The organism is Delftia sp. PE138 (genome assembly GCF_018320755.1).
GTDB classification, from domain to species: domain Bacteria; phylum Pseudomonadota; class Gammaproteobacteria; order Burkholderiales; family Burkholderiaceae_C; genus Comamonas; species Comamonas tsuruhatensis.
In genome coordinates this window covers 84,688-106,590 of record NZ_JABEPN010000010.1, presented here as the reverse complement: position 1 = coordinate 106,590, position 21,903 = coordinate 84,688, and the positions used below count along the sequence as shown (strand labels likewise).

Genomic DNA, 21,903 nt, shown 5'->3' with positions numbered 1-21,903 from the left:
GTCAGGGGATGGGGCTGGCGCAGCCACGGTGCTCAAGCTGTGCCTGGCACCATTGCTCGATCTGCACCTCATCGGCTGCCAGCTCGGCATGCAGGCTGCCGGTGTACCTGCGCCAGTCTTCAAGATGGCGGGCCGCGACGGCCGTGAGCACAGGCGTGCCGGCCTGGACAAAGGCCGCGAATTCGGCGGCAAAGCCTTGCCCCGAGGCCTCGACGATGCCGAAGCGGTTGATCACCACCAGATCCACGCCATCGTCCAGCGCCTGGCGCAGCACGGCGCTGGCCTGGGCCAGGGCCTGGGGGTTGAGGCTGCAGGCGCGCGAGGCGCAGCCCAGGTCCTGGGATAGCTCGAATTGGCGGTCACTGCGCAGGTCGAACAGCTGCATGCGCTTGTTGCCGTTGGCATAGCGGTCCTGGCGATGCACCAGCCCGCCCACGCGCCAGCCCGCGCCTTGCAGGCGGCGTGCCACGCGTTCGAGCAGCAGCTCCATTGCATGCTCGTCGTCGGGATGGACCAGGGCGGCCAGGGGCAGGGTGGTGAAGGGCGGGTTCATGGCATGCAGGTTGATGCGTATCAATGGGGCTGTTGTACTCCTGCCCGACCCCGGTGTCGTTGACCATGGGCAGCTTGGCTGGACCCGGAACGCAGGCAGGCGTGGGCGGGCGCTTCGCGCCAGGTCCGCTCCTCAGAAGTGATAGCCCAGGTTGACATACCAGCTGCGGCCCGGCATGGGCAGGCCGTCATCGAACTGGTACCACTTGTCGCCGATATTGGCCACGCCAAAGTCCACGGTGATGTCGCTGCGCGGCTTGTAGCGTGCGCGCAGGTTGGCAATGCCGTAGCCGGGCAGCTTGAGCGTCTGCAGCTGGCCGCTGCCCGACAGCGGCACGTAGCGGCCCTTCTCGGTCTCGACCTCGGCATTGAATTCCCACTGCGCCAGCGGACGCCACTGAACGCCGGCCAGCAGGCGGTGGCGTGGCGTGTGGGTCAGCGTGATGCTGGAGTCGCTGGTGTTGCGGCGGTTCAGGTAGGTGTAGCCGGCGTTCACGCCCCATTGCGCGGACAGTTGCTGGGCCAGGGACAGCTCCATGCCGATGTTGCGCGTGCGCCCCACGTTCTGCGCCTGGTTGCAGGTGGTGCCGCCGCATTCGGCCGAGGCCACGACCACGGTCTGGATCTGGTTGCGCACGCGGCTGTAGAACAGCGCGGCCTGGCCCTGGCCGCCCTGCCAGGGCGAGCCGCTGACGCCCAGCTCCAGGTGGTTGGCCGTCTCGGGCTGCAGGTCGGGGTTGGCCAGGGCCGTGCCCATGCGTGCCGAGTAGCGGTCCTTGATGGTGGGAAAGCGCGTCTTGTGCGAGGCGATGAAATACGCCTCGCTGCCACCGCCCAGCGCATAGCCGAGCTTGGCCACGCCATTGGTGGCGCTGGCCGAGCCCGTGGGCCACTGGTAGACCTCGCGCGCATCGCGCTGGTCGTGGCTGAGCGCCAGGTTCAGGCTCCAGCGTTCGGCCAGGGAGATCGTGTCCTCGATCACCAGCGAGCGCGTCACGTCGCGGTAGTGCTTGCTGGGGTCCTTGGCCGAGGCGGCATCGGTGTGCTCGTCGATCTTGTAGTGCGCGCCCAGGCGCAGCGCATGGCCCTTGAAGCTGTAGTTGGCCCACTCGATGCTGGCGCCCTGGCTCACGTCCTTGTAGCTGCTGGTGGGGTCATGGCGCGTGTAGCTCGCGTCCGTGTACATGTCCAGGCCGTTTTGGTAGGTGTCGTGGTAGATGCGCGTCTTGAGCAGGTTGTCGGCATTGATGCGCGTGGTGCTCAGGAAGTACACGCTGTCCTTGTCCCAGTAGGGCCAGCGCCAGTAGCGGATGACGTTCTTGCCCGTGGCGCTGCCGGTATACACGGGGTTGCCCTTCTCGCCTTCCTGGCGCACATAGCCCAGCGCGTATTCGTCCGTGGCATTGGGCGTGAGGCCCAGCTTGAACGACAGCCGCCTGTCCGTGCGGTAGGCGTTGTCGCGGTAGTTGCCCGTGTCGGTGGGCTGCTTCTTGAAGTCCTTGAAGCCCTTGGGCAGCGGAAAACTGTCCGCGTCCAGGTAGGAGGCGCCAAGCTGGTAGTACCAGGAGCCCAGATTGCCGCCCAGGTTCACGGCGGCCTTGCGTTCGCCGCCTGCGCCTGCGCCGATGCGCGCATCGCCCTCGACGGATTTGACCGGCTTGCGCGTGACCAGGTTGATGGCGCCGCCCAGCGTATTGGGGCCATACATCAGCGAGGCGCCAGCCTTGGCCACGCGGATCTCGGACAGGTCGAACGTGGTGAAGCGGCCGAAGTCCACATAGCCGTCATAGGGCACGTACAGGGGCACGCCGTCCACGAAGACCGGCACCTGGCGCGGATCGAAGCCGCGCAGGTAGATCATTTCCTCGTTGCGATTGTTGCGCGACAGCGTGGCGCCCGGCAGCAGGCGCACGGCATCGGCCACGGTGTCTGCATTGCGCCGGCGCATCTCGGCGGCGTCCGTTCGTTGTTCATAGTTAGATATGGCGTCGCGCTCTTCACGATCATCGCGCACATCGACCGTGCCCAGCTGGAAGGTCTGCGAAGACTGTGCTGCAGACGTGCCCGATTGGGCTTGTGCCTGGGTGCTGGCGGCCAGGCCCGCAAGCAGCAGGGCGTGGGCCAGCGTGGATTGCAGGCGGAAGGCAGGGGAGGAGGCTGGGGCGCTGTAGCGGGGCTGGAGAGGCACGATTTTCGGTGGTTGTGTGAGTGGACGCGGGGCGGCTGGTTGTTTCCTTTTGAAAACAGGTTCCGGATTCTAGCGATATGTACTGATAAACATAACGAGTGACAAAAAACCGTCTGCGGGAAGACTCGGGTTTTCTTTCAGGCCGTTGTGTGAATGCCCGGCCGTTCAGCAGCCGGGCGGTTCAACGGCTCAGCGCCTGCGGCCCAGGCGTTCGCTGGCCAGGGCAGCCGCCAGCTTGGCATCCAGGGGCAGCGGTTCGTCGTGCAGGCGTGCTGCCAGCAGCTCGCCGCACAGCAGCGACAGCGTGAGCCCGCGCGAGCCCATGGCCGTCAGCGCCCACAGGCCGGGAGCCTGGTCGGACACCGGTCCGACCACGGGCAGCCGGTCTGGCGAGGCCACGCGCACGGCGCCCCAGGTGGCGCGCGGTGGCGCGTCGAAGAAGCCTTGCAGGCCCTGGTAGGCACGTGGCAGCAGCTGCGCCAGCTTGGCGCCATTGGCTGCATGGGCGGCGGCCTGGTCTCCGGGGCTGGGCGGCAGCGCGGTCTGGTCGCGCTCGAAGGTCGATCCCATGACCCAGCCTGGCCCGGCTGCATCGCCGGGCAGCGGCATGGCAGGCACCAGGTTGCCATGGCCGTTGACGGGAAAGGGCGGCATGGCCTGTGCGCTGGCCGGGGTGTGCACATCCCAGCTGACCTGGCCGCGAATGGGCTGCAGCGGCCAGGCGGCCTGCGCACCCAGGCTGTGCTCCAGCAGCGCATTGGTTGCGGGGCCCAGTGCGAGAACGACCAGTTCAGCCTCGGCCAGCAGATTGCCCTGTGCATCCAGGGCCTGCCAGACGGGCGCGCCACCGGCTGTGTCGGTGCGTGCAAGACGCGCCACGCAGGCGCGGCCCTGCCAGCGCACGCCCGGCAGAGCCAGTTGCGCCTGCACCAGCCGCGCCGGGCGTACCCAGCCAGCTTGCGCATGCCAGCAGGCCGGGGCGTCGGCGGGCAGGCCGGCCGCCGAGAGTTGATCGGCGCTTGCGGGCCGGCTCCAGTGGTCGCCCGGGCCGGGGGATTGCCAGTCGCGCGGCAGCCGCGGGGCGGCTTCCACGCCGTGCTCCAGCACGCCGGTATCGCACCAGTCCGTGCCCGGTTGCAGCAGGCCCTGGCCGGAGAGCATTTGCAGCTGCGCCAGGGTCAGGCGTGCGCCGTCGCGGCTCAGGCGGGACAGCAGGCTGTCATCGGGCGAGACATGGGGGCAGAACAGGCCCGCGGGCAGGGCCGAGGCGCCCGCTGCAGGCGCGTCGGCAGCATCCAGCACGGTGACCTGCCAGCCACGGCGCGACAGGCTGGCGGCGGCGGCCGCACCGGCGATGCCTGCACCCAGCACCATGCAGCGCCGTGGGGTGATGGGTTCCTGCGGCTGTGCACCCGGCCCGCGCGGCCCGCGCGGCCCGCGCGGTTGCCAGGCCGGGTCGAAGACGGCATGCAGGTTGTGGCGCTTGGGTGGGACGCCATCGACCTTGCGCACCTGAAAGCCGTGCTGTGCCAGGCCATCGCGCACCGTGCGCGCCACGCACCAGGTGGACAGCTGCGTGCCGCGCCGGCAATGGCGCGCCAGCGCGCGCAGGGTATCGGCGCTCCAGAGGTCGGGGTTGAGTTCCGGCGTGAAGCCGTCCAGGTAGATGCTGTCGGCCGTGAGCTGCTGGCGCCGCAGCATGGCCTGGGCATCGCCGATGTACAGCGTCAGCAGCACGCGGCCCTGCTCGAAGGCGAGGCGGTGCACGCCGGGCAGCAGGCCCTGGAACCGGGTGGCCAGCTCCTCGGCCAGCAGGCGCAATCCTGGCTTGCGCGGCATGGCCTGGCGCATGGCGTCGGCGCTGACGGGAAAGGCTTCGGCCGAGACGAAATGCAGCAGCCTCGGGCGCCGGGGATCGGCCTTCCAGGCTTCCCAGGCCACGAGGAAATTCAGCCCGAACCCGAAACCGGTCTCCAGGATGCGCCATTGCGGCGCATCGGCCCAGGCCGCCGGCAGGCCGCAGCCGCCCAGAAAGACGTGGCGGGCCTGGTCCAGGCCGCCGAGTTCGCTGTGGTAGCGGTCGCCGAAGCGCGGGCTGTAGGGCGTGCCATCGGGCAGCCATTCAATGGGTTCGGACATGGGCAAGGGGCAGAACTACTCCTCCCAGCGCTGCTGGTAGGAGAACACGGGCAGGCGCCACTTGAAGCGGATGGCGGCCAGGCGCAGCGTGAGTCCGCCGGCAAAGCAGACGACGGTGCTGAGGTTGGAGCCCACTTCCAGCGTGCGCAGCCCCAGGAACAGCAGGCACACGGCCAGGGACACGCTGGCGTACAGCTCGCGCCGGAAGACGACCGGCACCTGGTTGCACAGCACGTCGCGCAGAATGCCGCCGCTGATGCCGGTCAACATGCCCGACATCACCACCACCACGGGCGGGTAGCCCAGCTCCAGCGCCACGTTGCAGCCGATCAGCGAGAAGGCGATCAGCCCCATGGCGTCCAGCAGCAGAAAGACCTGCTTGAGATGGTGCATGTGGCGCGCCACGACGATGGTCAGCAGCCCGGCCGAGATGACCAGGTAGACATATTCAGGGTGCTGCGTCCAGCCGATGGGGTAGTGGCCCAGCACCATGTCGCGGATGGTGCCGCCGCCCAGCGCGGTGACGAAGGCGATCACGGCCACGCCGAAGATGTCCATGTTGCGCCGGCCCGCCGCCAGCGCGCCCGACATGGCTTCGGCCGTGATGGCCACGAGGTAGATCACCAGCATGACGGTGAACTGCGATGCCTGGAACGATTCCAGCAGGGAGACGGATGGAAGCACGGAAAACCTCGGATGAAGACCGGCCCGCGCCGCAGGGTGTGCGGCCACTGCGCCGTCCAGCGCAAGAAGGCGGGCATTGTAGGCGGTCTCTGGGCGGCGGCCGTTTGCGGCACCGCAAATGAAACCGCCCCCGGCGCGGTGCGACGGGGGCGGTGAAAGGGCACGAAGCGGCTCAGGCCGTAGGAGGCACGTAGCCGGCCGCCGCATCGGCGCCGCCGCCGAAGAAGTGGTTTTCCATCTGGCGGGCCAGGTACTGGCGGGCGCGTGCGTCGGCCAGGTTCAGGCGGTTTTCGTTGACCAGCATCGTCTGGTGCTTGAGCCAGTCGGCCCAGGCCTGCTTGCTCACGCCTTCAAAAATGCGCTTGCCCAGCTCGCCGGGGTAGGGCGGGAAATCCAGGCCTTCAGCGTCAACGCCAAGCTTGATGCAGTGAACGGTACGTGCCATGGGGAATTGAGTCCTTGTCTTGCAGAGATTCAGATGTTTTGGGAATAACAAACTGAAATCTTATTGGTTTGAGTTTTAAGAGTTGGCTTTGAGAATGCTTTCCACGGCACCAGACCGTCGTCTCCACTCTCTACCGACACTCCAATGAAAATTCGCCGCCACTTTATCAAGTTTCCTGTCGCCGCCGGCCTGATCGCGGGCTTGACCCTGTCGGCTCTGCCGGCGTTGGCCCAGTCGGTGCAACTGCTCAATGTCTCCTACGATCCGACGCGCGAGCTGTACGTGGAATACAACCAGGCCTTCGCCAAGCACTGGAAGGCCAAGAGCGGCCAGGACGTGAGCGTCAAGCAGTCGCATGGCGGCTCGGGCAAGCAGGCGCGTTCCATCATCGACGGCATCGACGCCGACGTGGCCACGCTGGCGCTGGCCGGCGACATCGACGCCCTGGTCAAGAACGGCAACCTGCTCAAGGCCGACTGGCAAAAGCGCCTGCCGCACAACTCGGCGCCCTACAGCTCCACCATCGTCTTCCTGGTGAAGAAGGGCAATCCCAAGAACCTCAAGGACTGGGACGACCTGGTCAAGCCCGGCGTGCAGGTGATCACGCCCAACCCCAAGACCAGCGGCGGTGCGCGCTGGAACTACCTGGCCGCCTGGGAATTCGCCAAGCGCAAGTACGGCGGCGATGTACAGGCCAAGGACTTCATCGGCAAGCTGTTCAAGAACGTGCCCGTGCTGGACACGGGCGCGCGCGGCGCCACCATCACCTTCGTGCAGCGCGGCGTGGGCGATGTGCTGCTGGCCTGGGAGAACGAGGCCTTCCTGGCACTCAAGGAGTTCGGTCCCGACAAATTCCAGATCGTCGTGCCTTCGCTGTCCATCCTGGCCGAGCCTTCGGTGGCCGTGGTCGACAAGGTCGTGGACAAGAAGGGCACGCGCGCCGTGGCCGAGGAGTACCTGAAGTACCTGTACTCCGAGGAAGGCCAGCGCATCGCCGGCCGCAACTACTACCGTCCCACGGATGCCAAGGTCAAGGCCGAGTTCGCGGACAAGTTCCCCAAGCTGGAGCTGGTCACCATCGACCAGGCCTTTGGCGGCTGGGCCAAGGCCGACAAGGACCACTTTGCCGACGGCGGCAGCTTCGACCAGATCTACACCAAGAAGTGAGTGCGGCGCGCCGGCCTGGCCGGCGCCCACCCACTGAATTCACCCGCTTTCCCAGATCTCTGCCAACTACCACGATCCGCCATGTCCATCTTGCTGACTTCCCGCCACTCTTTGCAGGCCCCGCGCCGCACGGCGCAGGCAGGCGTGGTGGCATCCAGCTCTTTTCCTCGCTTCGAGACCATGGCCTTCGCCAGCCGGCGATGTAGCACCTGACGACTCCGTGCGGCGCGCCTGCAGGCCTGGCCCTGCAGTCGGCTGCCCCTTGCTCCGCCTTCCCTTTTTTTGTTTTCTGGCTGCATGCCGCGCGCATGCATGGGCAGCGCTTTGCCTGCGCCACGCACCACGCACCACGCACCACTCTTCCAAGGATGTCCGTCATGGTCTCGTTTGATTCTTTCCCCCGACACACAGCCAACTGGCGCCGACGCCAGCTGCTGGGCGCGGGCCTTGCCGCAGCAGCCGCCACGTTGGGCGGCCCGGCCCTGGCCCAGGACAAGGCGGGTGACCGCGTGCTGCGCGTGGGCCACCAAAAGGGCTGGCTGTCCATCCTGAAGAGCCGGGGCACGCTGGAAAAGCGGCTGGCGCCGTTGGGCGTATCCGTGCGCTGGATAGAGTTCAACGCCGGCCCCGTGCAGCTGGAGGCGCTGAACGTGGGCTCCATCGACTTCGGCGATGTGGGCGAGGCCCCGCCCATCTTTGCGCAGGCCGCAGGCGCACCCCTGGTCTATGCGGGCGCCACCGTGCCGCGCCCCGGGCTGGAGGCGGTGATCGTGCCCAAGGACTCGCCCATCCGCAGCGTGCAGGACCTCAAGGGCAAGCGCGTGGCCTACAACAAGGGCTCGAACGTGCAGTACTTCCTGGTCAAGCTGCTGGAAAAGCACGGCCTGAAGTACGGCGATGTGCAGTCCGTCTTCCTGGCGCCGGCCGATGCGCGTGCCGCCTTCGAGCGCGGCTCCGTCGATGCCTGGCTGATCTGGGACCCCTTCCTGGCTGCCGCGCAAAAGACGCTGGACGCCCGCCTGCTGGCCGACGCCACGGGCGTAGTCAACAACCGCGCCTACTACTTCACCTCGCGCGATTTCGCCACGCGCAATGCCGATGTGCTGCGCATTGCCATCGAAGAGGTCGATGGGATTGACCGCTGGGCCTCGAAGAACCAGACGGCGGCGGCCGCCGAGCTGTCCAGCATCCTGGGCCTGGACAAGTCCATTACCGAGCTGTACCTGAGCCGTGCCCGCTTCGGCACCTCGTCCGTGACGCGCGAGATCCTGGCCGAGCAGCAGCAGATCGCCGACACCTTCTTCGAGCTCAAGCTCATCCCCCGCAAGCTCAACCTGCTGCATGCCGCGCCGGTGGACCTGATCGCGTCGCGCCCCTGAGCCCACTGCAAGGAGTCCGCACCATGAATGCCAATTCCAAGAAGCCCCGCCTGGACCGCGTGCGCCGCCAGGCCCTGCAACTGCTGGGCACCACCGCCTTCAGCTGGAGCCTGGCCGGCCAGTACGCACGCGCCGAGACGCCGGCCGCCGTGGCCGGGCCCGAGCAGTTGCGCATCGGCTACCAGAAGTCGGCCGTCAACCTGGTCATCCTCAAGCAGCAAGGCGTGCTGGAAAAGCGCTTTGCGGGCACCAAGGTCAGCTGGCTGGAGTTTCCGGCCGGCCCCCAGCTGCTGGAGGCCCTGGCCGCCGGCAGCCTGGATTTCGGCCTGACCGGCGATTCACCCCCGGTCTTTGCCCAGGCCGCGGGCCGCGACCTGCTGTACGTGGGCGCCGAGCCGCCCAAGCCCGAAAGCTCGGCCATCCTCGTGCCGTCGGACTCGCCGCTGCGCGCCCTGGCCGACCTCAAGGGCCGGCGCGTGGCGCTGCAAAAAGGTTCCAGCGCCCATTACCTGCTGGTGCGTGCGCTGGACAAGGCGGGCCTGGCCTGGAACGAGATCCAGCCCGTGTACCTGGCCCCGGCCGATGCGCGCGCCGCCTTCGAGCGCAAGAGCGTGGACGCCTGGGCCATCTGGGACCCGTTCTACGCGGCCACCGAGCTGGCGATTCGCCCGCGCGTGCTGGCCAATGGCGAAGGCCTGTCGGGCAACGCCTCGTTCTACCTAGCCGCGCGCGGCCTGGTGGAGCGCCATCCGCAGGTGCTGCGCGCGCTGTTCGACGAGCTCACGCGCGCCGATCGCCTGGCCCAGAGCGCACGCCAGGAGGCCGTGGCCCTGGTGGCCGGCTTCAGCGGCCTGGATGCGGCGGTGGTCAGCCGCTTCATTGCGCGCCGGCCCAGCTCCCCCGTGGGCCTGCTGGCTGCGCAGACCGTGGTGGACCAGCAGCGCGTGGCCGATGCGTTTTTTCGGCTGGGCCTGATTCCGCGCCAGGTGCAGGTGGCCGACATCGTCTGGCGGCCCTCGGCGGCCGAGTACGCGCGGCTGGCCGAGCCGGTGGCGGCGCGGCCTTCTTCCGCCCTTTGATTTCCTTCCTCGATTCCGTCCCCTGACTGGAGCAGCGCATGCAGGTTTTCTGGTTCATTCCCACCCACGGCGACAGCCGCTACCTCGGCACGGCCGAGGGCGCCCGCCCGCTCAGCCACGACTATGTCAAGCAGGTCGCCATCGCGGCCGACAGCCTGGGCTACGAGGGCGTGCTGATTCCCACGGGCCGCTCCTGCGAGGACCCCTGGGTCGTCGCCTCCAGCCTGATTCCGGTCACCAGGCGCCTGAAGTTCCTGGTCGCCGTGCGGCCCGGCCTGCATCAGCCCAGCCTGGCGGCGCGCATGGCGGCCTCGTTCGACCGCCTGTCGGGCGGGCGGCTGCTGATCAACCTGGTCACGGGCGGCGACCGCGCCGAGCTGGAGGGCGATGGCGTCTTCCTCGACCATGCCCAGCGCTACGAGCAATCGGCCGAGTTCATCCGCATCTGGCGCGAGATCCTTGAGCGCAGCCATGAAGGCGGCACGCTCGACTACGAAGGTGAACACCTCTCGGTCAAGGGCGCCAAGCTGTTGTTCCCGCCGCTGCAAAAGCCGTATCCGCCCGTGTACTTCGGCGGTTCGTCCGAAGCCGCGCACGACCTGGCCGCCGAGCAGGTCGATGCCTACCTGACCTGGGGCGAGCCCCCGGCCGAGGTGGCCAAAAAGATTGCCGATGTGCGCGAGAAGGCGGCGCGCCATGGCCGCAGCGTGAAGTTCGGCATCCGCCTGCACGTCATCGTGCGCGAGACCGAGGAGGAGGCCTGGGCCGATGCCGATCGCCTGATCAGCCGCCTCAAGGACGAGACCGTGGTCCAGGCCCAGGCCGCCTTCGCGCGCATGGACTCGGAAGGTCAGCGCCGCATGGCCGCCCTGCATGCCGGCGGCAGCCGCCGCACGCGGGCCGAGCTGGAGATCAGCCCCAACCTCTGGGCCGGCGTGGGTCTGGTGCGCGGCGGCGCGGGCACGGCCCTGGTGGGCGATGCGCAGACCGTGGCCGACCGCATCAAGGAGTACGCGGACCTGGGCATAGACACCTTCGTGCTGTCCGGCTATCCGCACCTGGAGGAGGCCTACCGCTTTGCCGAACTGGTCTTCCCGCTGCTGCCACTGTCCGTGCGCGACAGGCTGGCTGGCGGCGTGGGCGGGCCGCTGGGCGAGACCGTTGCCAACCTGTACTCGCCGCGCGCGTCGCAAAGCTGAGGGAGTCACGCATGTCCGATGCACGTACCGTTTCTGCGCTGCCGGCCTCCTCGGCCCCCCCGGCCGGCGATTCCTGGTCGCCGCTGCTGCGCTTTGCGGCCGGCGTGGGCCGCCGCCTGGTGCCCTGGCTGGTGCCGCTGGCGCTGATCGCCGTCTGGCAGGCCGCCTCGGCGTGGGGCTGGCTGTCCACGCGGGTGCTGCCCGCGCCGCTGGATGTGCTGCGCGCCGCGCAGGCGCTGGCCGAGTCGGGAGAGCTGCTCAAGCATGTGCAGGTGAGCGCGGGCCGCGCGCTGGGTGGCCTGGCCATCGGCGGCGGGCTGGGCCTGGCGCTGGGCCTGCTCACGGGCTCGCTGCGCTGGGCGGAGACGCTGCTGGACTCCACCATCCAGATGGTGCGCAACATCCCCGCGCTGGCGCTGATTCCGCTGGTCATCCTGTGGTTCGGCATCGACGAGAGCGCCAAGCTGTTCCTGATCAGCGTGTCGGTGTTCTTTCCCATCTACCTGAACACCTTCCACGGCATACGCAATGTGGACCCCGCGCTGATCGAGATGGGGCGCAGCTACGGCCTCACGCGCTGGCAGCTGTACCGCGAGGTCATCCTGCCGGGCGCGCTGTCCTCCATCCTCGTCGGCCTGCGTTTTTCGCTGGGCCTGATGTGGGTGATCCTGATCGTGGCCGAGACCATCTCGGCGCAGTCGGGCATCGGCTACCTGACCATGAACGCCCGCGAGTTCCTGCAGACCGACGTGGTGCTGGTCGGCATCCTGCTGTACGCCCTGCTGGGCAAGCTGGCCGACTGGTTTGCGCGTGCGCTGGAGCACTGGTGGCTGCGCTGGCATCCGGGCTACCAGCCCAAGTGACACAAGGAGCACGACATGAGCCGATGGAACCGCATGAAGACCACGCTGGCACAGGCCGTGGAGCTGAACACCACCGCGCCGGCGATGGCCTGGGAGGCCTCGTTCGACGCCGATGGCCTGGACGTCAGCGACCGCCTGGCCCAGAACGACGATGCGCCGCAGTCCGCATCCCCCCAATCCGCACCGCGCCGTGGCGTGCGCCTGCAGGCCGGCGGGCTGACCAAGCGCTACGGCCAGCGCGAGGTGCTGCACGAAGTGCAGCTGCAGGTGGAGCCTGGCGAATTCGTCGCCATCGTGGGCCGCAGCGGCTGCGGCAAGAGCACCTTGCTGCGCCTGGTCGCAGGCCTGGAGCAGGCCACGGCCGGCACCTTGCTGCTGGACGGCGAGCCCGCCCGCGCCGTGCAGGGCGCGCAAGGCGGCACGCGCATCATGTTCCAGGACGCGCGCCTGCTGCCCTGGCGGCGCGTGCTGGCCAACGTGACGCTGGGCCTGCCCGCCTCGGCCCAGGAACGTGGCCGCGAAGTGCTGGCCCAGGTCGGCCTGGCCGACCGCGAGGGCGAATGGCCGGCGCGCCTGTCCGGGGGCCAGCGCCAGCGCGTGGCCCTGGCACGCGCCCTGGTGCATCGCCCGCAACTGCTGCTGCTGGACGAGCCGCTGGGCGCGCTCGATGCGCTCACCCGCATAGAGATGCACCGCCTGATCGAAGGCCTGTGGCAGCGCCACGGCTTCACGGCCCTGCTGGTCACGCATGACGTGCAGGAGGCCGTGGCCCTGGCCGACCGCGTAGTGCTGATCGAGGACGGCCGTATCGCGCTGGACGAACGCATTGCCCTGCCACGGCCGCGCGTGCACGGCAGCGTGGCGCTGGCGGCCATCGAGCAACGCATTCTCGACCGCGTGCTGCAAAAGCCCGCCGCCGAGCCCGACTCCAACCCCCTGACCGACACCACGGCCTGGCCCGGCGTGCCGGCCCATGGCCTGCGCTGGGCGGTCTGACTTTTCGTTTTCCCCCACCTTCCTTTGATTCCTTTTGATCCCCAGGAGAAAAACATGTCCATTCAAGCCATCAACGTGCGCAACCAGTTCAAGGGCCAGGTGCGCGAAATCATCCGTGGCGATGTCGTCTCCGAAGTCGATGTGCAGACGCCCTGGGGCGTGGTCACTTCGGTGATCACCACGCGCTCGGTGGACGAGCTGGGCCTGGTCGTGGGCTCCGACGTGGTGGCCCTGGTCAAATCCACCGAAGTGTCCATTGCCAAGCTCTGAGGCCAGGCACTGAAGGCACTGCCGATGCTCAACCGCCCCAGAGCATCGGCTTGTTGACCATGAGGTAGTAGGTCACGGCCATGGCGATGAAGGCCGGGTAGCCCAGCGCCTCCCAGCGCCGGGCGTAGACGGCATACAGCGCGGGCAGGGCGGCCTGCGCTGCGTGCGCGCCGCGCGCCATGGCGGCCATGCGCACCTGCAGCCAGACCACGGGCAGCCAGCAGACGCCGGCCAGCAGGTACAGGCCCAGCGACAGTGCCAGCCACGGCGTGGTCAACGGCCAGCCCGCCATATGGGCCAGGGCAATGCCGCTCACAGGCTGTATGACCACGCAGGGCGTGGTAAACCACCAGTCCGCACGCACCACCAGGCGGCTGACCACGGCCTGGGCAGCGACGCTGCCGCTGCGGTTGGCGAAGAACATGTAGAAGGCCGAGCCCAGGCCGGTGCCGACCAGCAGCACGCTGGACGCGATATGCAGCGTCTTGAGCAACAGGTAGAGATTCATGCGGACTCCTTGGACGTGACAGGTGCCTGCATCAGGTGCAGCAGCATGGCTGCGATCGGCAGGTTCTTGAGCAGCGGCCCCAGCGGGTGCAGCCACAGCGTGGGCTGCAGCGCCGTGGCCAGCACGGTCATGGCAGCCATCAGCAGCAAGGCCGCCAGATAGCTCTCCCGGCCCGGCCGCAGCCACAGCGCCAGGCCCACGGCCAGGTCGGCGAGCAGGCCGCTCCAGATCAGGAACGTCTGCCAGCGCGCATCGTGGATGCCGGCGTCGGCCAGCACCTGCACGCTCAGGCCCCGGTGCTCGATGGCACTGACCAGGGCCGTGCCCAGCCAGACGGCGATCAGGCTCAAGTGCATGGTGCGCTGTGAAGGGGGAACCTGGCGCAGGCGGTGCTCACCCATGGCGCAGCGTGGCCAGCAGCTGGGCTGGTGCAATGCCGGGCCGGCCCAGCAGGGTTTGCAATCCCGCCGGATCAGTGACGTTGTCGCTGGCCAGCATGGCCAGTGTCTCGCTGCACCAGGGCGAGGCGCTGACCCAGTCGCCAGCGCGTGCGCTGGCGCGGGTGAGCCAGCCGGGCAGCGTGCCCACGCGGGCGGGGGCGCGGCCCATTTGCGCGCGCAGGCTGGCAATCAGTGCGGCCAGCGGCAAAGGCAGGGGGCCACCGATCTCGATCATGCCCACGGGCTCGGGGCGCGTCACCAGGCCGGCCACGGCCTCGGCCAGGTCGCGCACGGCCACGGGCTGCACGCGGGCCTGCAGCACGGGGCGCGGCAGCAGCAGCGCCGGCAGGCGCGCCATGGACAGGAACATCTCGCTGCTGGCGCCGCCAGCGCCGAACACCACGCTGGGGCGGACCACGCAGCCTTGCAGATGTCCGGCTGCCGTGAGTGCCAGCAGATGCTCGTCAGCGGCGCGCTTGGTGGTGGCGTAGCGCGTGGCACTGCCTTCTATGCCCAGGGCAGAGATCTGCACCACGCGCCGCACGCCGGCTGCCGCGCAGGCATCGAACAGGGCGATGGGGGCCTTGGCATGCATGGCATCGATGGGCCGGGAGGCGCTGTCGCGCAGCACGCCCACGGCATTGACCACGGCATCCACGCCCGCCAGGTGCGGCAGCCAGGCGTCGGGCGTGGTGGCCTTGGCGTAGTCGAGCGCAGGCAGTGAATGGCGGCTGCGCGCCACGGGGTCGTGGCCGGCCAGTGCCAGCAGGTTGACGATATGGCGGCCGATGAAGCCGTTGCCGCCGCAGACCAGAATGCGCATGGTGACCTCCAGTTTCTCTTGTGACGGAAATTTCAGGCTCAGCGTCCGCGCTTGACACGGGTGTCAGCGGCCTCTGAGCGCACGAAGCGCTGCACGCTGGCGCCCAGGCGCAGCAGCTTGTCCAGCGTGGAGGGCGACAGCCGCAGCATCTCGTCGGTCCAGATGCCCAGCGACTCCATGAGGCGCAGCGTCTCGTGCACGCGGTCCTGGGTGTCGGGGGATTCGGCATCGAAACCGGGCTCGGCGATCAGTTCGCGCAGCATCTCGGAGGTCGGGTCGAATTCGCGCTGCTTGCGCTCTCGCACGATGGTGCGCAGCAGCTCCCAGACATCGGACGAGGTCTCGAAGTAGTCGCGGCGGTCGCCAGGCCTGCGGCTGGTGCGGATCAGCTCCCAGCCTTGCAGTTCCTTGAGGCTGTTGCTCACGTTGGAGCGAGCGGCGCCCAGCGTGTCGGCAATCTCTTCCGCGTTGAGCGGGCGGCCATGGAAAAACAGCAGGGCGTGGATCTGGGCGACCGTGCGGTTCACTCCCCAGGAGCTGCCCATGTCGCCCCAATGGTGGATGAAACGGTGTGCGATGGGACTCAGTTGCATGGCCTCAGTGTCTGCATGCCTGAAATTTCTGTCAAGAGAGAAATTTGAGAAAACTGAAAAATCAAAACCGGCTGCAGCGCGGAGGCGGCACCTGGCGGGGCGCGGCATGTGCTGCTCCATAATGCTGGGCAGCCTGGCCTGCCACCCAGTACATACACAGGCGGGCCGCCGTTTTGAGGGGAACACCATGACTGCTGTGCAAAACCTGCGTGCCATCACCGTGCTGGCCGCCTGCGCGCTGGCGCAGGCCGCGTCTGCCGCCTGCTATTCCGTCTACACGCCCGAGCAGGAACTGATCTACCGCTCCAACCGCCCGCCGGTGGACCTGACCTTGCCGCTGCACCAGACCGTGGACAAGATCGAGCGCGGCGCCACCATGGTGTTCACGCTGGACGAGTTCAACTGCATCACCGAAATCAACCTGCTGGCCGAACGCGAGCAACTGGCCCGGGCGCGCCAGGAGCGCCAGCGGGACCTGGGCCGCAGCAGCACTCCGCGGTCCTGAGAGGCAAAAGCGAGTTGGGGGCTTTTTTGGGGAGCCGCCAACGGGGCAAGGGGAGAGCCTGAGACAATCGTGCCCCATGAGTGAACCCCGCGACAACAAGATCCCCGACAACCTGCCCGAAGCCGACGCCGACGCCCCTGCACTGCCCGAAGGCTGGCTGCAGGTGCTGTCCATGGATATGGACGCCCAGGGCGTGGCCCGCAAGAGCGATGGCAAGGTGGTATTCATCGACGGCGCACTGCCGACCGAGCTGGTCAGCGCCAATACCCATCGCAAGAAAAACAACTGGGAAGCCGCCAGCCTGACGGCCATCCACCGCGAATCCTCCCAGCGCGTGCGCCCCGGCTGCCCCAACTTCGGCTTGCATGCCGGCGCCTGCGGCGGCTGCAAGATGCAGCATCTGCACGTCGCTGCCCAGGTGGCCATCAAGCAGCGCGTGCTGGAGGACAACCTCTGGCATCTGGCCAAGGTCAGGCCCGAGACGCTGCTGCGCCCCATCGAAGGTCCGTCGTGGGGCTACCGCTTCCGCTCGCGCCTGTCGGTGCGCTACGTGGCCAAGAAGGGCAAGGTGCTGGTGGGCTTTCACGAGCGCAAGAGCCGCTACATCGCCGACATGGAAACCTGCAAGGTACTGCCGCCCCATGTGGATGCCATGCTGCTGCCCATGCGCGCGCTGATCGCCTCCATGGATGCGCGCGAAACCTGCCCGCAGATCGAGGTCGCCTGCGGCGACTCCGTCACGGCCCTGGTGCTGCGCCACCTGGAGCCGCTGTCCGAGGACGATCAGGCCCGGCTCCGCGCTTTCGCGGCCGAGCACAACGTGCAGTGGTGGCTTCAACCCAAGGGCCCGGACACCGTGCACCTCATGGAGCAGGGAGGCGCCCAGCTCGATTACGGCCTGCCTGATTTCGGCATCACCATGCCGTTCAAGCCCACGGACTTCACCCAGGTCAATCCGCACATCAACCGCGTGCTGGTCACGCGCGCGCTGCGACTGCTGGATGTCAAGAAGGATGAGCGGGTGATCGACTGGTTCTGCGGTCTGGGCAACTTCACCCTGCCCCTGGCCACGCAGGCGCGCGAGGTGCTGGGCATCGAGGGCAGCGACACCCTGGTCAAGCGTTCCCATGAAAACTACGCGGCCAACAACGCGCAGCGGGCGGAGGGCGACAAGCTCGCGCCCACGCGCTTTGTGGCGCGCAACCTGTTCGAGATGACGCCCGAGATGCTGTTCGCCGACGGCGTCGCCGGCAAGTGGCTGGTCGATCCGCCGCGCGAAGGAGCGTTTGCGCTGTCCAAGGCCCTGGCCGACATCCACCAGGCGCGCATCGGCGCCGAAGGCGCCGAGCCCCTGCCGGCAGGGCATGAGGACTGGCGCTTTCCAGAGCGCATCGTCTATGTCAGCTGCAATCCCGCCACGCTGGCGCGCGATGCCGGTCTGCTGGTGCACCTGGCCGGCTATCGCTGTGTTTCGGCCGGCGTGGTCAACATGTTCCCGCACACGGCCCATGTGGAGAGCATGGCGGTGTTCGAGCGTCGCGTGGACTGACGGCGGCCCCTCAGGCCCTGCATGAAAAAGCCGTGGCCGCCTGAGGGCGCCACGGCTTTTTTGCGGCCGGATCCGGATGCCTGCCGGATCAGCTGCGATTGCGTCCTGCCGAAGGCTCGGCAGGCACATCTTCCTTGTCGCTGCGGCGGCGGTCACTCTGGCCCAGGACCGAAGGCGTGCCCTCGATCTTGTTGGCGCGCATGTATTCGTCCATATCCTTCCAGCCTGCGAACACCAGGGCCTTGGGCGATTTGGGGTTGAGCGTGTAGCAATCCTCCAGCCCGCGCAGGGCATGGCGGCAGGCCCCGCCAATGGCCTTGGCCTCGGCCTCCTTGGCGACGGCGCGGGGGTCCGGCCCCAGGCCCGGAATATCATCCAGCTTGCAGCCGGCAAGCAGCGTGGGCAGCAGCAGGATGGCGAAGGTGCGGGGAAGATTAGGCATGGTCATCTTGACGAGATTATCGGCACGACCCGGAAAAAGTTGAGCCCGCCTTGCACGAATGATGATCCCGGACATGCAAAAGGCCTCCCGAAGGAGGCCTTTGGTGTTGCAGCACGCAAGGCGCAGCCTTGGCGCGTGCGGCATCAGTCGCGTTCGCCGCCCATGATGCCCAGCAGGGCCAGCAGGCTCTGGAACACGTTGAACAGGTCCAGGTACAGGGCCAGCGTGGCGCTGATGTAGTTGGTCTCGCCGCCGTCCATGATCTGCTTGAGGTCATAGAGCATGTAGGCGCTGAAGATGCCGATGGCCGCCACCGAGATCGCCATCATGCCGGCCGTGGAGCCGATGAAGACGTTGATGATGGAGCCCACGAACAGCACCAGCACGCCCACGAACAGGAACTTGCCCATGCCCGACAGGTCGCGCTTGATCACCGTGGCCAGCGAGGCCATGACCAGGAACACGCCGGCCGTGCCTGCAAAGGCGGTCATGATCAGCTCGGAGCCGTTCTTGAAGCCCAGGATCATGCCGATCATGCGCGACAGCATCAGGCCCATGAAGAAGGTAAAGCCCAGCAGCACGGGAATGCCGGCTGCCGAGTGCTTTGTCTTCTCGATGGCGAACATGAAGCCGAAGGCGCCGCCCAGGAAGACGATGAGCCCCAGACCGCCGCTCAGCGAGCGCGTGATGCCCGTGGCCACGCCCAGCCAAGCGCCCAGCACGGTGGGGAGAAGACTCAGGGCCAGCAGCCAGTAGGTGTTGCGCAATACGCGATTGCGCTCTTGCTGCGAGACACCGTAGCCCGCAGAGCCCAGTGTGGTGACTTGATCATTCATGTGGCCAGTCCTCCGAAGGAGTGTTGTTGCGACTTGCCCATTCTAGGTGGCGGCTCGCGCGCCGCTTGCAATACCCCGAGCCGCTGCCATGGTTTGGTTTCGAATGTTTTGTTCTGCGCATGCATTGTCAGTCCTCATACGATTGCTATGCTTATAGGACATTTGTGATGGAATGGATAACTGCAATCTTATGAAGACCAAGCATGAACTCGAACTGGCCGACGTGAAGGCCATTGCCGCCGCCGCAGAGGCCGAGGCGCTGAAGAACAAGTGGGCCGTGACCATTGCCATCGTCGATGACGGCGGTCACCTGCTGTGGCTGCAGCGCCTCGATGGCGCCGCCGCAGTCTCGGCCCATATCGCTCCGTCCAAGGCCCGTTCGGCTGCCCTGGGCCGCCGCGACACCAAGGGCTATGAAGACATGATCAACAACGGCCGTACGGCCTTCCTGAGCGCCCCCACGGTGGACGGCCTGCTCGAAGGCGGCGTGGCCATCATGAAGGACGGCCAGTGCCTGGGCGCCGTGGGCGTCAGCGGCGTCAAGGCCAATGAGGATGCCCAGGTGGCCAGCGCCGGCATTGCGGCTCTGGGTCTGTAAAAGCCCCTGATGCACCCTGCATGAATCTGCCTTTTGGGCCGATTCATGAGGCAAAGAAAAAGCCCCTGTACTGAGGTACAGGGGCTTTTTCTTTGAAGCGATCCACATTGCAGCGCAGGGAAAAAATGCTTGGCTACGCAAAATCCGAAGATTCTGTTGGCTGGCTAATCGACCTTTGGGACTGGAAGCCCCAAGGTCGCCCCACGATGAAACAAAGAAGCGGTCAGCGGACCCGAACATGACCCGCCGACGGCTGCAATCTTGGTTATTTGGTCAGGATGAGCTTGCCCAGCTTGGTGGCCTGCAGACGATAGGGTGTGCCGTTGTGCACGATGGTCACAGCCTTTTGCCCATTGAGCAGCAAGGTGCTGTCGAGTCCGCTGGCGGCCCCGCTGAGGGCTGCGGATGCTGCGGCCTGCAGCGCTGCAAAGGCCTGGGCTGTGGAGTTGCCGGACAGATGCGAGGTGGCGGCGGAAGTGGCAGACATGCAGGGAATTCCTCAAAAATTGGAAAGTTTTGTGAATGATAACAATTCTCAATTGAAAATCAAGTGAGACTTACTCTCATTGTGGTTTCTGCCCCCGAACGACCGAACGCCTGATCACCTCGCGAGCTTGTTCCAAGAGCGGGCCGCAATGGAAAACGGCCCCGAAGGGCCGTTGTCGCTGAGCGCCAGGCAACGAATGCCGCTCTCGCGGCCTACTTGACGGGGTCCGTCACAAAGCCGATCTTGCGCACGCCGGCACGCTGGGCGGCGGCCATGGCCTGGGCAACACGCTCGTAGCGCACTTCCTTGTCGCCCTGGATGTGCAGGTCGGGTTGCGGCTCCTTGGCTGCCTCGGCCTTGAGGTTTTCCTCGAACTGCGTATCGCTCACGGCCACGCCATTCCAGTGGTACTGGCCATCAGCGGACACGGCCAGGCGCACGGTGGCGGGCTTGACGTCTTCGGGCTGGTTGGTGGCGCGGGGCAGGTCCACGTTCACCGAATGCTTCATCACCGGCACGGTGATGATGAAGATGATCAGAAGCACCAGCATGACGTCGACCAGCGGCGTCATGTTGATCTCGTTCATCACCTCTTCGCCGTCATCATCCATTGTTCCGAATGCCATGGCTTACGCGCCTTTCTTCAGCGGCAGCACATTGCCGGCTTCCTTGCCGTCGATGGACACACGGGCGCCGGTCACGAAGTAGGCGTGCATGTCGTGGGCAAAGCTGTTGAGTGCGTTGAGGATGGACTTGTTGCCACGCACCACGGCGTTGTAGCCGAGCACGGCCGGAATGGCCACGGCCAGACCCAGGGCCGTCATGATCAGCGCCTCGCCGATGGGGCCTGCCACCTTGTCGATGGAGGACTGGCCCGACAGGCCGATGGCGACCAGTGCGTGGTAGATGCCCCAGACGGTGCCGAACAGGCCGATGAAGGGAGCTGTAGAGCCCACGGAGGCCAGAATGGCCAGGCCCGATTGCAGGCGGGCCGTGAACTCGCTGATGCCGTTGCGCATGCAGCGGGTCACCCAGTCGCTGATGTCAAGCGTGTCGTGCAGGTGGGCGCTGGTCTTGCGGTGGTGGGCAGTGGCTTCGCGGCCTTCGAGCACCAGGTAGCGGAAGGGGTTAGACCGGTCATTGCCGAGCTTTTCCAGGCCGCTGGCCAGGTCGGGGCTGTGCCAGAAGTCCTGGGCGTTGCGGGCGTACTTCTTGAACTTCACGATGTCCAGGGCCTTGATGATCATCACCAGCCAAGAGGCCACCGACATGGCCAGCAGGATGACGGCGACGGCACGGGTGACGAAGTCTCCCTGCGTCCAGACGTGGGCAATGCCGAATTGGGAATCCATGGATACTCCTGAGAATCAATTGAGGGTGAATTTGACCGGGACCGTAACCCACATGGGGGTTGGCGTGCCGTTGCTCTTGCCGGGGACGAACTTCCAGTTCTTGACGCCGTCCACGGCCTGCTGGTCCAGACGGTCGTAGCCGCTGGATTTGCTGACCTCGATCTTCTGAGGCAGGCCTTGCGCATCCACGAAGATGCGCAGCATCACGGTTCCCTGCTCGCCCATGCGCCGGCTGATGGCAGGGTAGTTGGGCGCCGGGTTGTTCAGGTAGGCGGCATTGTTGGATGGCAGCTCGATCTTGGGCGGTGCCGGAGGGGCAGGAGGCGCGGGCGGGGCAGGTGGGGCGGGCGGTGCCGGGGGGGCCGGCGGCGCCTCCACCACGGGCTTGGGCTCGTCTTCCAGCGTGCCTCGCGGCGCCGCAGGTGCCGGCTTGGGATCGGCAATGGCCTTGGGCAGAGGCGGCGCCTTCTTCACGACCGGCTGTGGCTTGGGGGGGGGCGGTGGCGGCGGAGGTGGCTTGGGGGCCTCGGGCTCGGGCGCGGGTGGCGAAATGAATTCCGCGATCACCTGGGCTGGCACGATGACCTCTTCGGGGGCGCGCTGGAGCAGGCCATGCTGCATCGCCCAGAGGGTTGCTGCATGCAAGACCACGACCGAACCCGCGATGGCCACGTTACGGCCAAGGCCCCCGGGGGGGCCAAAACGATCAGACTGGGACATAGAGACAGAAGGAGCTGACAGCGGATAGGTGCCGGGTGCTGTCGCTCGGAAGACGGAGTATCAGCTGCGCAGGATCCACCAGGTGCATG

Annotated in this window: 25 protein-coding genes; 10 read left to right on the top strand and 15 right to left on the bottom strand. The window is 67.1% G+C overall.

The features are described from left to right. Position 1: 1 nt before the first annotated feature. The 5 genes from HFGMBDPB_RS26290 to HFGMBDPB_RS26270 form a co-directional block, all read right to left on the bottom strand. A complete protein-coding gene (locus HFGMBDPB_RS26290; protein ID WP_212646575.1) occupies positions 2-553 on the bottom strand; it encodes a DUF2478 domain-containing protein in 552 nt (183 codons plus the stop codon). Positions 554-685: 132 nt separating this feature from the next. Further along, positions 686-2,740, bottom strand: a complete 2,055-nt coding sequence (locus tag HFGMBDPB_RS26285) for a TonB-dependent receptor plug domain-containing protein (protein ID WP_212646574.1) — start codon at positions 2,738-2,740, stop codon at positions 686-688. A gap of 189 nt (positions 2,741-2,929) precedes the next feature. After that, positions 2,930-4,879, bottom strand: coding sequence for a bifunctional tRNA (5-methylaminomethyl-2-thiouridine)(34)-methyltransferase MnmC2/FAD-dependent 5-carboxymethylaminomethyl-2-thiouridine(34) oxidoreductase MnmC1 (mnmC, locus tag HFGMBDPB_RS26280; RefSeq protein WP_212646573.1), 1,950 nt, complete (start codon positions 4,877-4,879; stop codon positions 2,930-2,932). Between the two features lie 15 nt (positions 4,880-4,894). Continuing rightward, positions 4,895-5,563 carry a trimeric intracellular cation channel family protein gene (locus tag HFGMBDPB_RS26275; protein WP_012206442.1) on the bottom strand — a complete coding sequence of 223 codons (669 nt, stop codon included), beginning with the start codon at positions 5,561-5,563 and terminating at the stop codon, positions 4,895-4,897. A 172-nt stretch (positions 5,564-5,735) separates the two neighbouring features. After that, a complete protein-coding gene (locus HFGMBDPB_RS26270) occupies positions 5,736-6,008 on the bottom strand; it encodes an oxidative damage protection protein (protein ID WP_012206441.1) in 273 nt (90 codons plus the stop codon). 144 nt (positions 6,009-6,152) lie between these two features. On the opposite strand from HFGMBDPB_RS26270, the gene HFGMBDPB_RS26265 reads away from it, so the two are divergent. The 7 genes from HFGMBDPB_RS26265 (at position 6,153) to HFGMBDPB_RS26235 (ending at position 12,961) form a co-directional block, all read left to right on the top strand. Next, positions 6,153-7,175: a sulfate ABC transporter substrate-binding protein gene (locus HFGMBDPB_RS26265; protein ID WP_212646572.1), complete on the top strand. Its 1,023-nt coding sequence runs from the start codon at positions 6,153-6,155 to the stop codon at positions 7,173-7,175. 377 nt (positions 7,176-7,552) lie between these two features. After that, positions 7,553-8,554 carry a sulfonate ABC transporter substrate-binding protein gene (locus HFGMBDPB_RS26260; RefSeq protein ID WP_193615968.1) on the top strand — a complete coding sequence of 334 codons (1,002 nt, stop codon included), beginning with the start codon at positions 7,553-7,555 and terminating at the stop codon, positions 8,552-8,554. Between the two features lie 23 nt (positions 8,555-8,577). After that, the gene (locus HFGMBDPB_RS26255) at positions 8,578-9,633 is read left to right on the top strand and encodes an aliphatic sulfonate ABC transporter substrate-binding protein (RefSeq protein WP_212646571.1); all 1,056 of its coding nucleotides are present in this window, start codon (positions 8,578-8,580) and stop codon (positions 9,631-9,633) included. A 38-nt stretch (positions 9,634-9,671) separates the two neighbouring features. After that, positions 9,672-10,832 (top strand): FMNH2-dependent alkanesulfonate monooxygenase, encoded by a 1,161-nt coding sequence (ssuD, locus tag HFGMBDPB_RS26250; protein ID WP_209672325.1) that lies wholly within the window; start codon positions 9,672-9,674, stop codon positions 10,830-10,832. 11 nt (positions 10,833-10,843) lie between these two features. Further along, entirely contained in the window at positions 10,844-11,695 is an 852-nt protein-coding gene (gene ssuC, locus HFGMBDPB_RS26245) for an aliphatic sulfonate ABC transporter permease SsuC (RefSeq protein WP_074924182.1), read from the top strand. A gap of 15 nt (positions 11,696-11,710) precedes the next feature. Further along, positions 11,711-12,691 carry an ATP-binding cassette domain-containing protein gene (locus HFGMBDPB_RS26240; protein ID WP_047218081.1) on the top strand — a complete coding sequence of 327 codons (981 nt, stop codon included), beginning with the start codon at positions 11,711-11,713 and terminating at the stop codon, positions 12,689-12,691. Between the two features lie 54 nt (positions 12,692-12,745). After that, entirely contained in the window at positions 12,746-12,961 is a 216-nt protein-coding gene (locus HFGMBDPB_RS26235) for a TOBE domain-containing protein (RefSeq protein ID WP_012206434.1), read from the top strand. A gap of 28 nt (positions 12,962-12,989) precedes the next feature. Here the strand turns inward: HFGMBDPB_RS26235 and HFGMBDPB_RS26230 are convergent, their stop codons facing one another. The 4 genes from HFGMBDPB_RS26230 to HFGMBDPB_RS26215 are packed head-to-tail and all read right to left on the bottom strand — an operon-like array spanning position 12,990 to position 15,325. After that, the gene (locus tag HFGMBDPB_RS26230; protein WP_043791520.1) at positions 12,990-13,469 is read right to left on the bottom strand and encodes a DUF2269 family protein; all 480 of its coding nucleotides are present in this window, start codon (positions 13,467-13,469) and stop codon (positions 12,990-12,992) included. Beyond that, positions 13,466-13,870 carry a DoxX-like family protein gene (locus tag HFGMBDPB_RS26225; RefSeq protein ID WP_212646570.1) on the bottom strand — a complete coding sequence of 135 codons (405 nt, stop codon included), beginning with the start codon at positions 13,868-13,870 and terminating at the stop codon, positions 13,466-13,468. Before HFGMBDPB_RS26225 ends, HFGMBDPB_RS26230 begins: the two co-directional genes overlap by 4 nt. Continuing rightward, a complete protein-coding gene (locus HFGMBDPB_RS26220) occupies positions 13,863-14,732 on the bottom strand; it encodes an NAD-dependent epimerase/dehydratase family protein (protein ID WP_070080296.1) in 870 nt (289 codons plus the stop codon). Before HFGMBDPB_RS26220 ends, HFGMBDPB_RS26225 begins: the two co-directional genes overlap by 8 nt. 38 nt (positions 14,733-14,770) lie before the next feature. Continuing rightward, entirely contained in the window at positions 14,771-15,325 is a 555-nt protein-coding gene (locus HFGMBDPB_RS26215; protein WP_016453302.1) for a GbsR/MarR family transcriptional regulator, read from the bottom strand. 187 nt (positions 15,326-15,512) lie between these two features. Here HFGMBDPB_RS26215 and HFGMBDPB_RS26210 point away from each other — a divergent pair, with 187 nt between their 5' ends. Both HFGMBDPB_RS26210 and rlmD read left to right on the top strand, forming a co-directional pair. Then, the gene (locus HFGMBDPB_RS26210; protein ID WP_013801667.1) at positions 15,513-15,830 is read left to right on the top strand and encodes a hypothetical protein; all 318 of its coding nucleotides are present in this window, start codon (positions 15,513-15,515) and stop codon (positions 15,828-15,830) included. Positions 15,831-15,906: 76 nt separating this feature from the next. Beyond that, on the top strand, positions 15,907-17,379 hold the full coding sequence (gene rlmD / locus HFGMBDPB_RS26205; protein WP_046240686.1) for a 23S rRNA (uracil(1939)-C(5))-methyltransferase RlmD: 1,473 nt from the start codon (positions 15,907-15,909) through the stop codon (positions 17,377-17,379). A gap of 88 nt (positions 17,380-17,467) precedes the next feature. Here the strand turns inward: rlmD and HFGMBDPB_RS26200 are convergent, their stop codons facing one another. Next, positions 17,468-17,896 (bottom strand): hypothetical protein, encoded by a 429-nt coding sequence (locus tag HFGMBDPB_RS26200; RefSeq protein ID WP_016448327.1) that lies wholly within the window; start codon positions 17,894-17,896, stop codon positions 17,468-17,470. A 68-nt stretch (positions 17,897-17,964) separates the two neighbouring features. After that, positions 17,965-18,657: a Bax inhibitor-1/YccA family protein gene (locus tag HFGMBDPB_RS26195; RefSeq protein WP_012206426.1), complete on the bottom strand. Its 693-nt coding sequence runs from the start codon at positions 18,655-18,657 to the stop codon at positions 17,965-17,967. A gap of 190 nt (positions 18,658-18,847) precedes the next feature. Here HFGMBDPB_RS26195 and HFGMBDPB_RS26190 point away from each other — a divergent pair, with 190 nt between their 5' ends. Then, the gene (locus tag HFGMBDPB_RS26190; RefSeq protein ID WP_017405970.1) at positions 18,848-19,255 is read left to right on the top strand and encodes a GlcG/HbpS family heme-binding protein; all 408 of its coding nucleotides are present in this window, start codon (positions 18,848-18,850) and stop codon (positions 19,253-19,255) included. Between the two features lie 265 nt (positions 19,256-19,520). On the opposite strand, the gene HFGMBDPB_RS26185 is transcribed toward HFGMBDPB_RS26190, so the two are convergent. The 4 genes from HFGMBDPB_RS26185 to HFGMBDPB_RS26170 all read right to left on the bottom strand — a co-directional run bounded on the left by HFGMBDPB_RS26185 (position 19,521) and on the right by HFGMBDPB_RS26170 (position 21,814). Next, positions 19,521-19,742, bottom strand: coding sequence for a hemin uptake protein HemP (locus HFGMBDPB_RS26185; RefSeq protein ID WP_016448325.1), 222 nt, complete (start codon positions 19,740-19,742; stop codon positions 19,521-19,523). Positions 19,743-19,954: 212 nt separating this feature from the next. Further along, the gene (locus tag HFGMBDPB_RS26180) at positions 19,955-20,368 is read right to left on the bottom strand and encodes an ExbD/TolR family protein (RefSeq protein ID WP_016448324.1); all 414 of its coding nucleotides are present in this window, start codon (positions 20,366-20,368) and stop codon (positions 19,955-19,957) included. A gap of 3 nt (positions 20,369-20,371) precedes the next feature. Next, complete coding sequence (locus tag HFGMBDPB_RS26175; RefSeq protein WP_016448323.1) at positions 20,372-21,094, bottom strand: MotA/TolQ/ExbB proton channel family protein; 723 nt, start codon at positions 21,092-21,094, stop codon at positions 20,372-20,374. Positions 21,095-21,109: 15 nt separating this feature from the next. Beyond that, positions 21,110-21,814 carry an energy transducer TonB gene (locus tag HFGMBDPB_RS26170; RefSeq protein ID WP_016448322.1) on the bottom strand — a complete coding sequence of 235 codons (705 nt, stop codon included), beginning with the start codon at positions 21,812-21,814 and terminating at the stop codon, positions 21,110-21,112. Positions 21,815-21,903 lie beyond the last annotated feature (89 nt).

Excerpts from the sequence above, each read along its gene's own strand:
- HFGMBDPB_RS26255 (WP_212646571.1), top strand. The coding sequence starts at position 8,578 with ATGAATGCCAATTCCAAGAAGCCCCGCCTGGACCGCGTGCGCCGCCAG.
- HFGMBDPB_RS26185 (WP_016448325.1), bottom strand. The coding sequence starts at position 19,742 with ATGTCTGCCACTTCCGCCGCCACCTCGCATCTGTCCGGCAACTCCACA.
- HFGMBDPB_RS26270 (WP_012206441.1), bottom strand. The coding sequence starts at position 6,008 with ATGGCACGTACCGTTCACTGCATCAAGCTTGGCGTTGACGCTGAAGGC.
- HFGMBDPB_RS26220 (WP_070080296.1), bottom strand. The coding sequence starts at position 14,732 with ATGCGCATTCTGGTCTGCGGCGGCAACGGCTTCATCGGCCGCCATATC.
- mnmC (WP_212646573.1), bottom strand. The coding sequence starts at position 4,879 with ATGTCCGAACCCATTGAATGGCTGCCCGATGGCACGCCCTACAGCCCG.
- HFGMBDPB_RS26215 (WP_016453302.1), bottom strand. The coding sequence starts at position 15,325 with ATGCAACTGAGTCCCATCGCACACCGTTTCATCCACCATTGGGGCGAC.
- HFGMBDPB_RS26225 (WP_212646570.1), bottom strand. The coding sequence starts at position 13,870 with ATGGGTGAGCACCGCCTGCGCCAGGTTCCCCCTTCACAGCGCACCATG.
- HFGMBDPB_RS26175 (WP_016448323.1), bottom strand. The coding sequence starts at position 21,094 with ATGGATTCCCAATTCGGCATTGCCCACGTCTGGACGCAGGGAGACTTC.
- HFGMBDPB_RS26200 (WP_016448327.1), bottom strand. The coding sequence starts at position 17,896 with ATGTCCGGGATCATCATTCGTGCAAGGCGGGCTCAACTTTTTCCGGGT.
- HFGMBDPB_RS26230 (WP_043791520.1), bottom strand. The coding sequence starts at position 13,469 with ATGAATCTCTACCTGTTGCTCAAGACGCTGCATATCGCGTCCAGCGTG.
- HFGMBDPB_RS26210 (WP_013801667.1), top strand. The coding sequence starts at position 15,513 with ATGACTGCTGTGCAAAACCTGCGTGCCATCACCGTGCTGGCCGCCTGC.
- HFGMBDPB_RS26290 (WP_212646575.1), bottom strand. The coding sequence starts at position 553 with ATGAACCCGCCCTTCACCACCCTGCCCCTGGCCGCCCTGGTCCATCCC.
- HFGMBDPB_RS26180 (WP_016448324.1), bottom strand. The coding sequence starts at position 20,368 with ATGGCATTCGGAACAATGGATGATGACGGCGAAGAGGTGATGAACGAG.
- HFGMBDPB_RS26240 (WP_047218081.1), top strand. The coding sequence starts at position 11,711 with ATGAGCCGATGGAACCGCATGAAGACCACGCTGGCACAGGCCGTGGAG.
- HFGMBDPB_RS26260 (WP_193615968.1), top strand. The coding sequence starts at position 7,553 with ATGGTCTCGTTTGATTCTTTCCCCCGACACACAGCCAACTGGCGCCGA.
- ssuC (WP_074924182.1), top strand. The coding sequence starts at position 10,844 with ATGTCCGATGCACGTACCGTTTCTGCGCTGCCGGCCTCCTCGGCCCCC.
- ssuD (WP_209672325.1), top strand. The coding sequence starts at position 9,672 with ATGCAGGTTTTCTGGTTCATTCCCACCCACGGCGACAGCCGCTACCTC.
- HFGMBDPB_RS26195 (WP_012206426.1), bottom strand. The coding sequence starts at position 18,657 with ATGAATGATCAAGTCACCACACTGGGCTCTGCGGGCTACGGTGTCTCG.
- HFGMBDPB_RS26265 (WP_212646572.1), top strand. The coding sequence starts at position 6,153 with ATGAAAATTCGCCGCCACTTTATCAAGTTTCCTGTCGCCGCCGGCCTG.
- HFGMBDPB_RS26170 (WP_016448322.1), bottom strand. The coding sequence starts at position 21,814 with ATGTCCCAGTCTGATCGTTTTGGCCCCCCCGGGGGCCTTGGCCGTAAC.
- HFGMBDPB_RS26190 (WP_017405970.1), top strand. The coding sequence starts at position 18,848 with ATGAAGACCAAGCATGAACTCGAACTGGCCGACGTGAAGGCCATTGCC.
- HFGMBDPB_RS26235 (WP_012206434.1), top strand. The coding sequence starts at position 12,746 with ATGTCCATTCAAGCCATCAACGTGCGCAACCAGTTCAAGGGCCAGGTG.
- rlmD (WP_046240686.1), top strand. The coding sequence starts at position 15,907 with ATGAGTGAACCCCGCGACAACAAGATCCCCGACAACCTGCCCGAAGCC.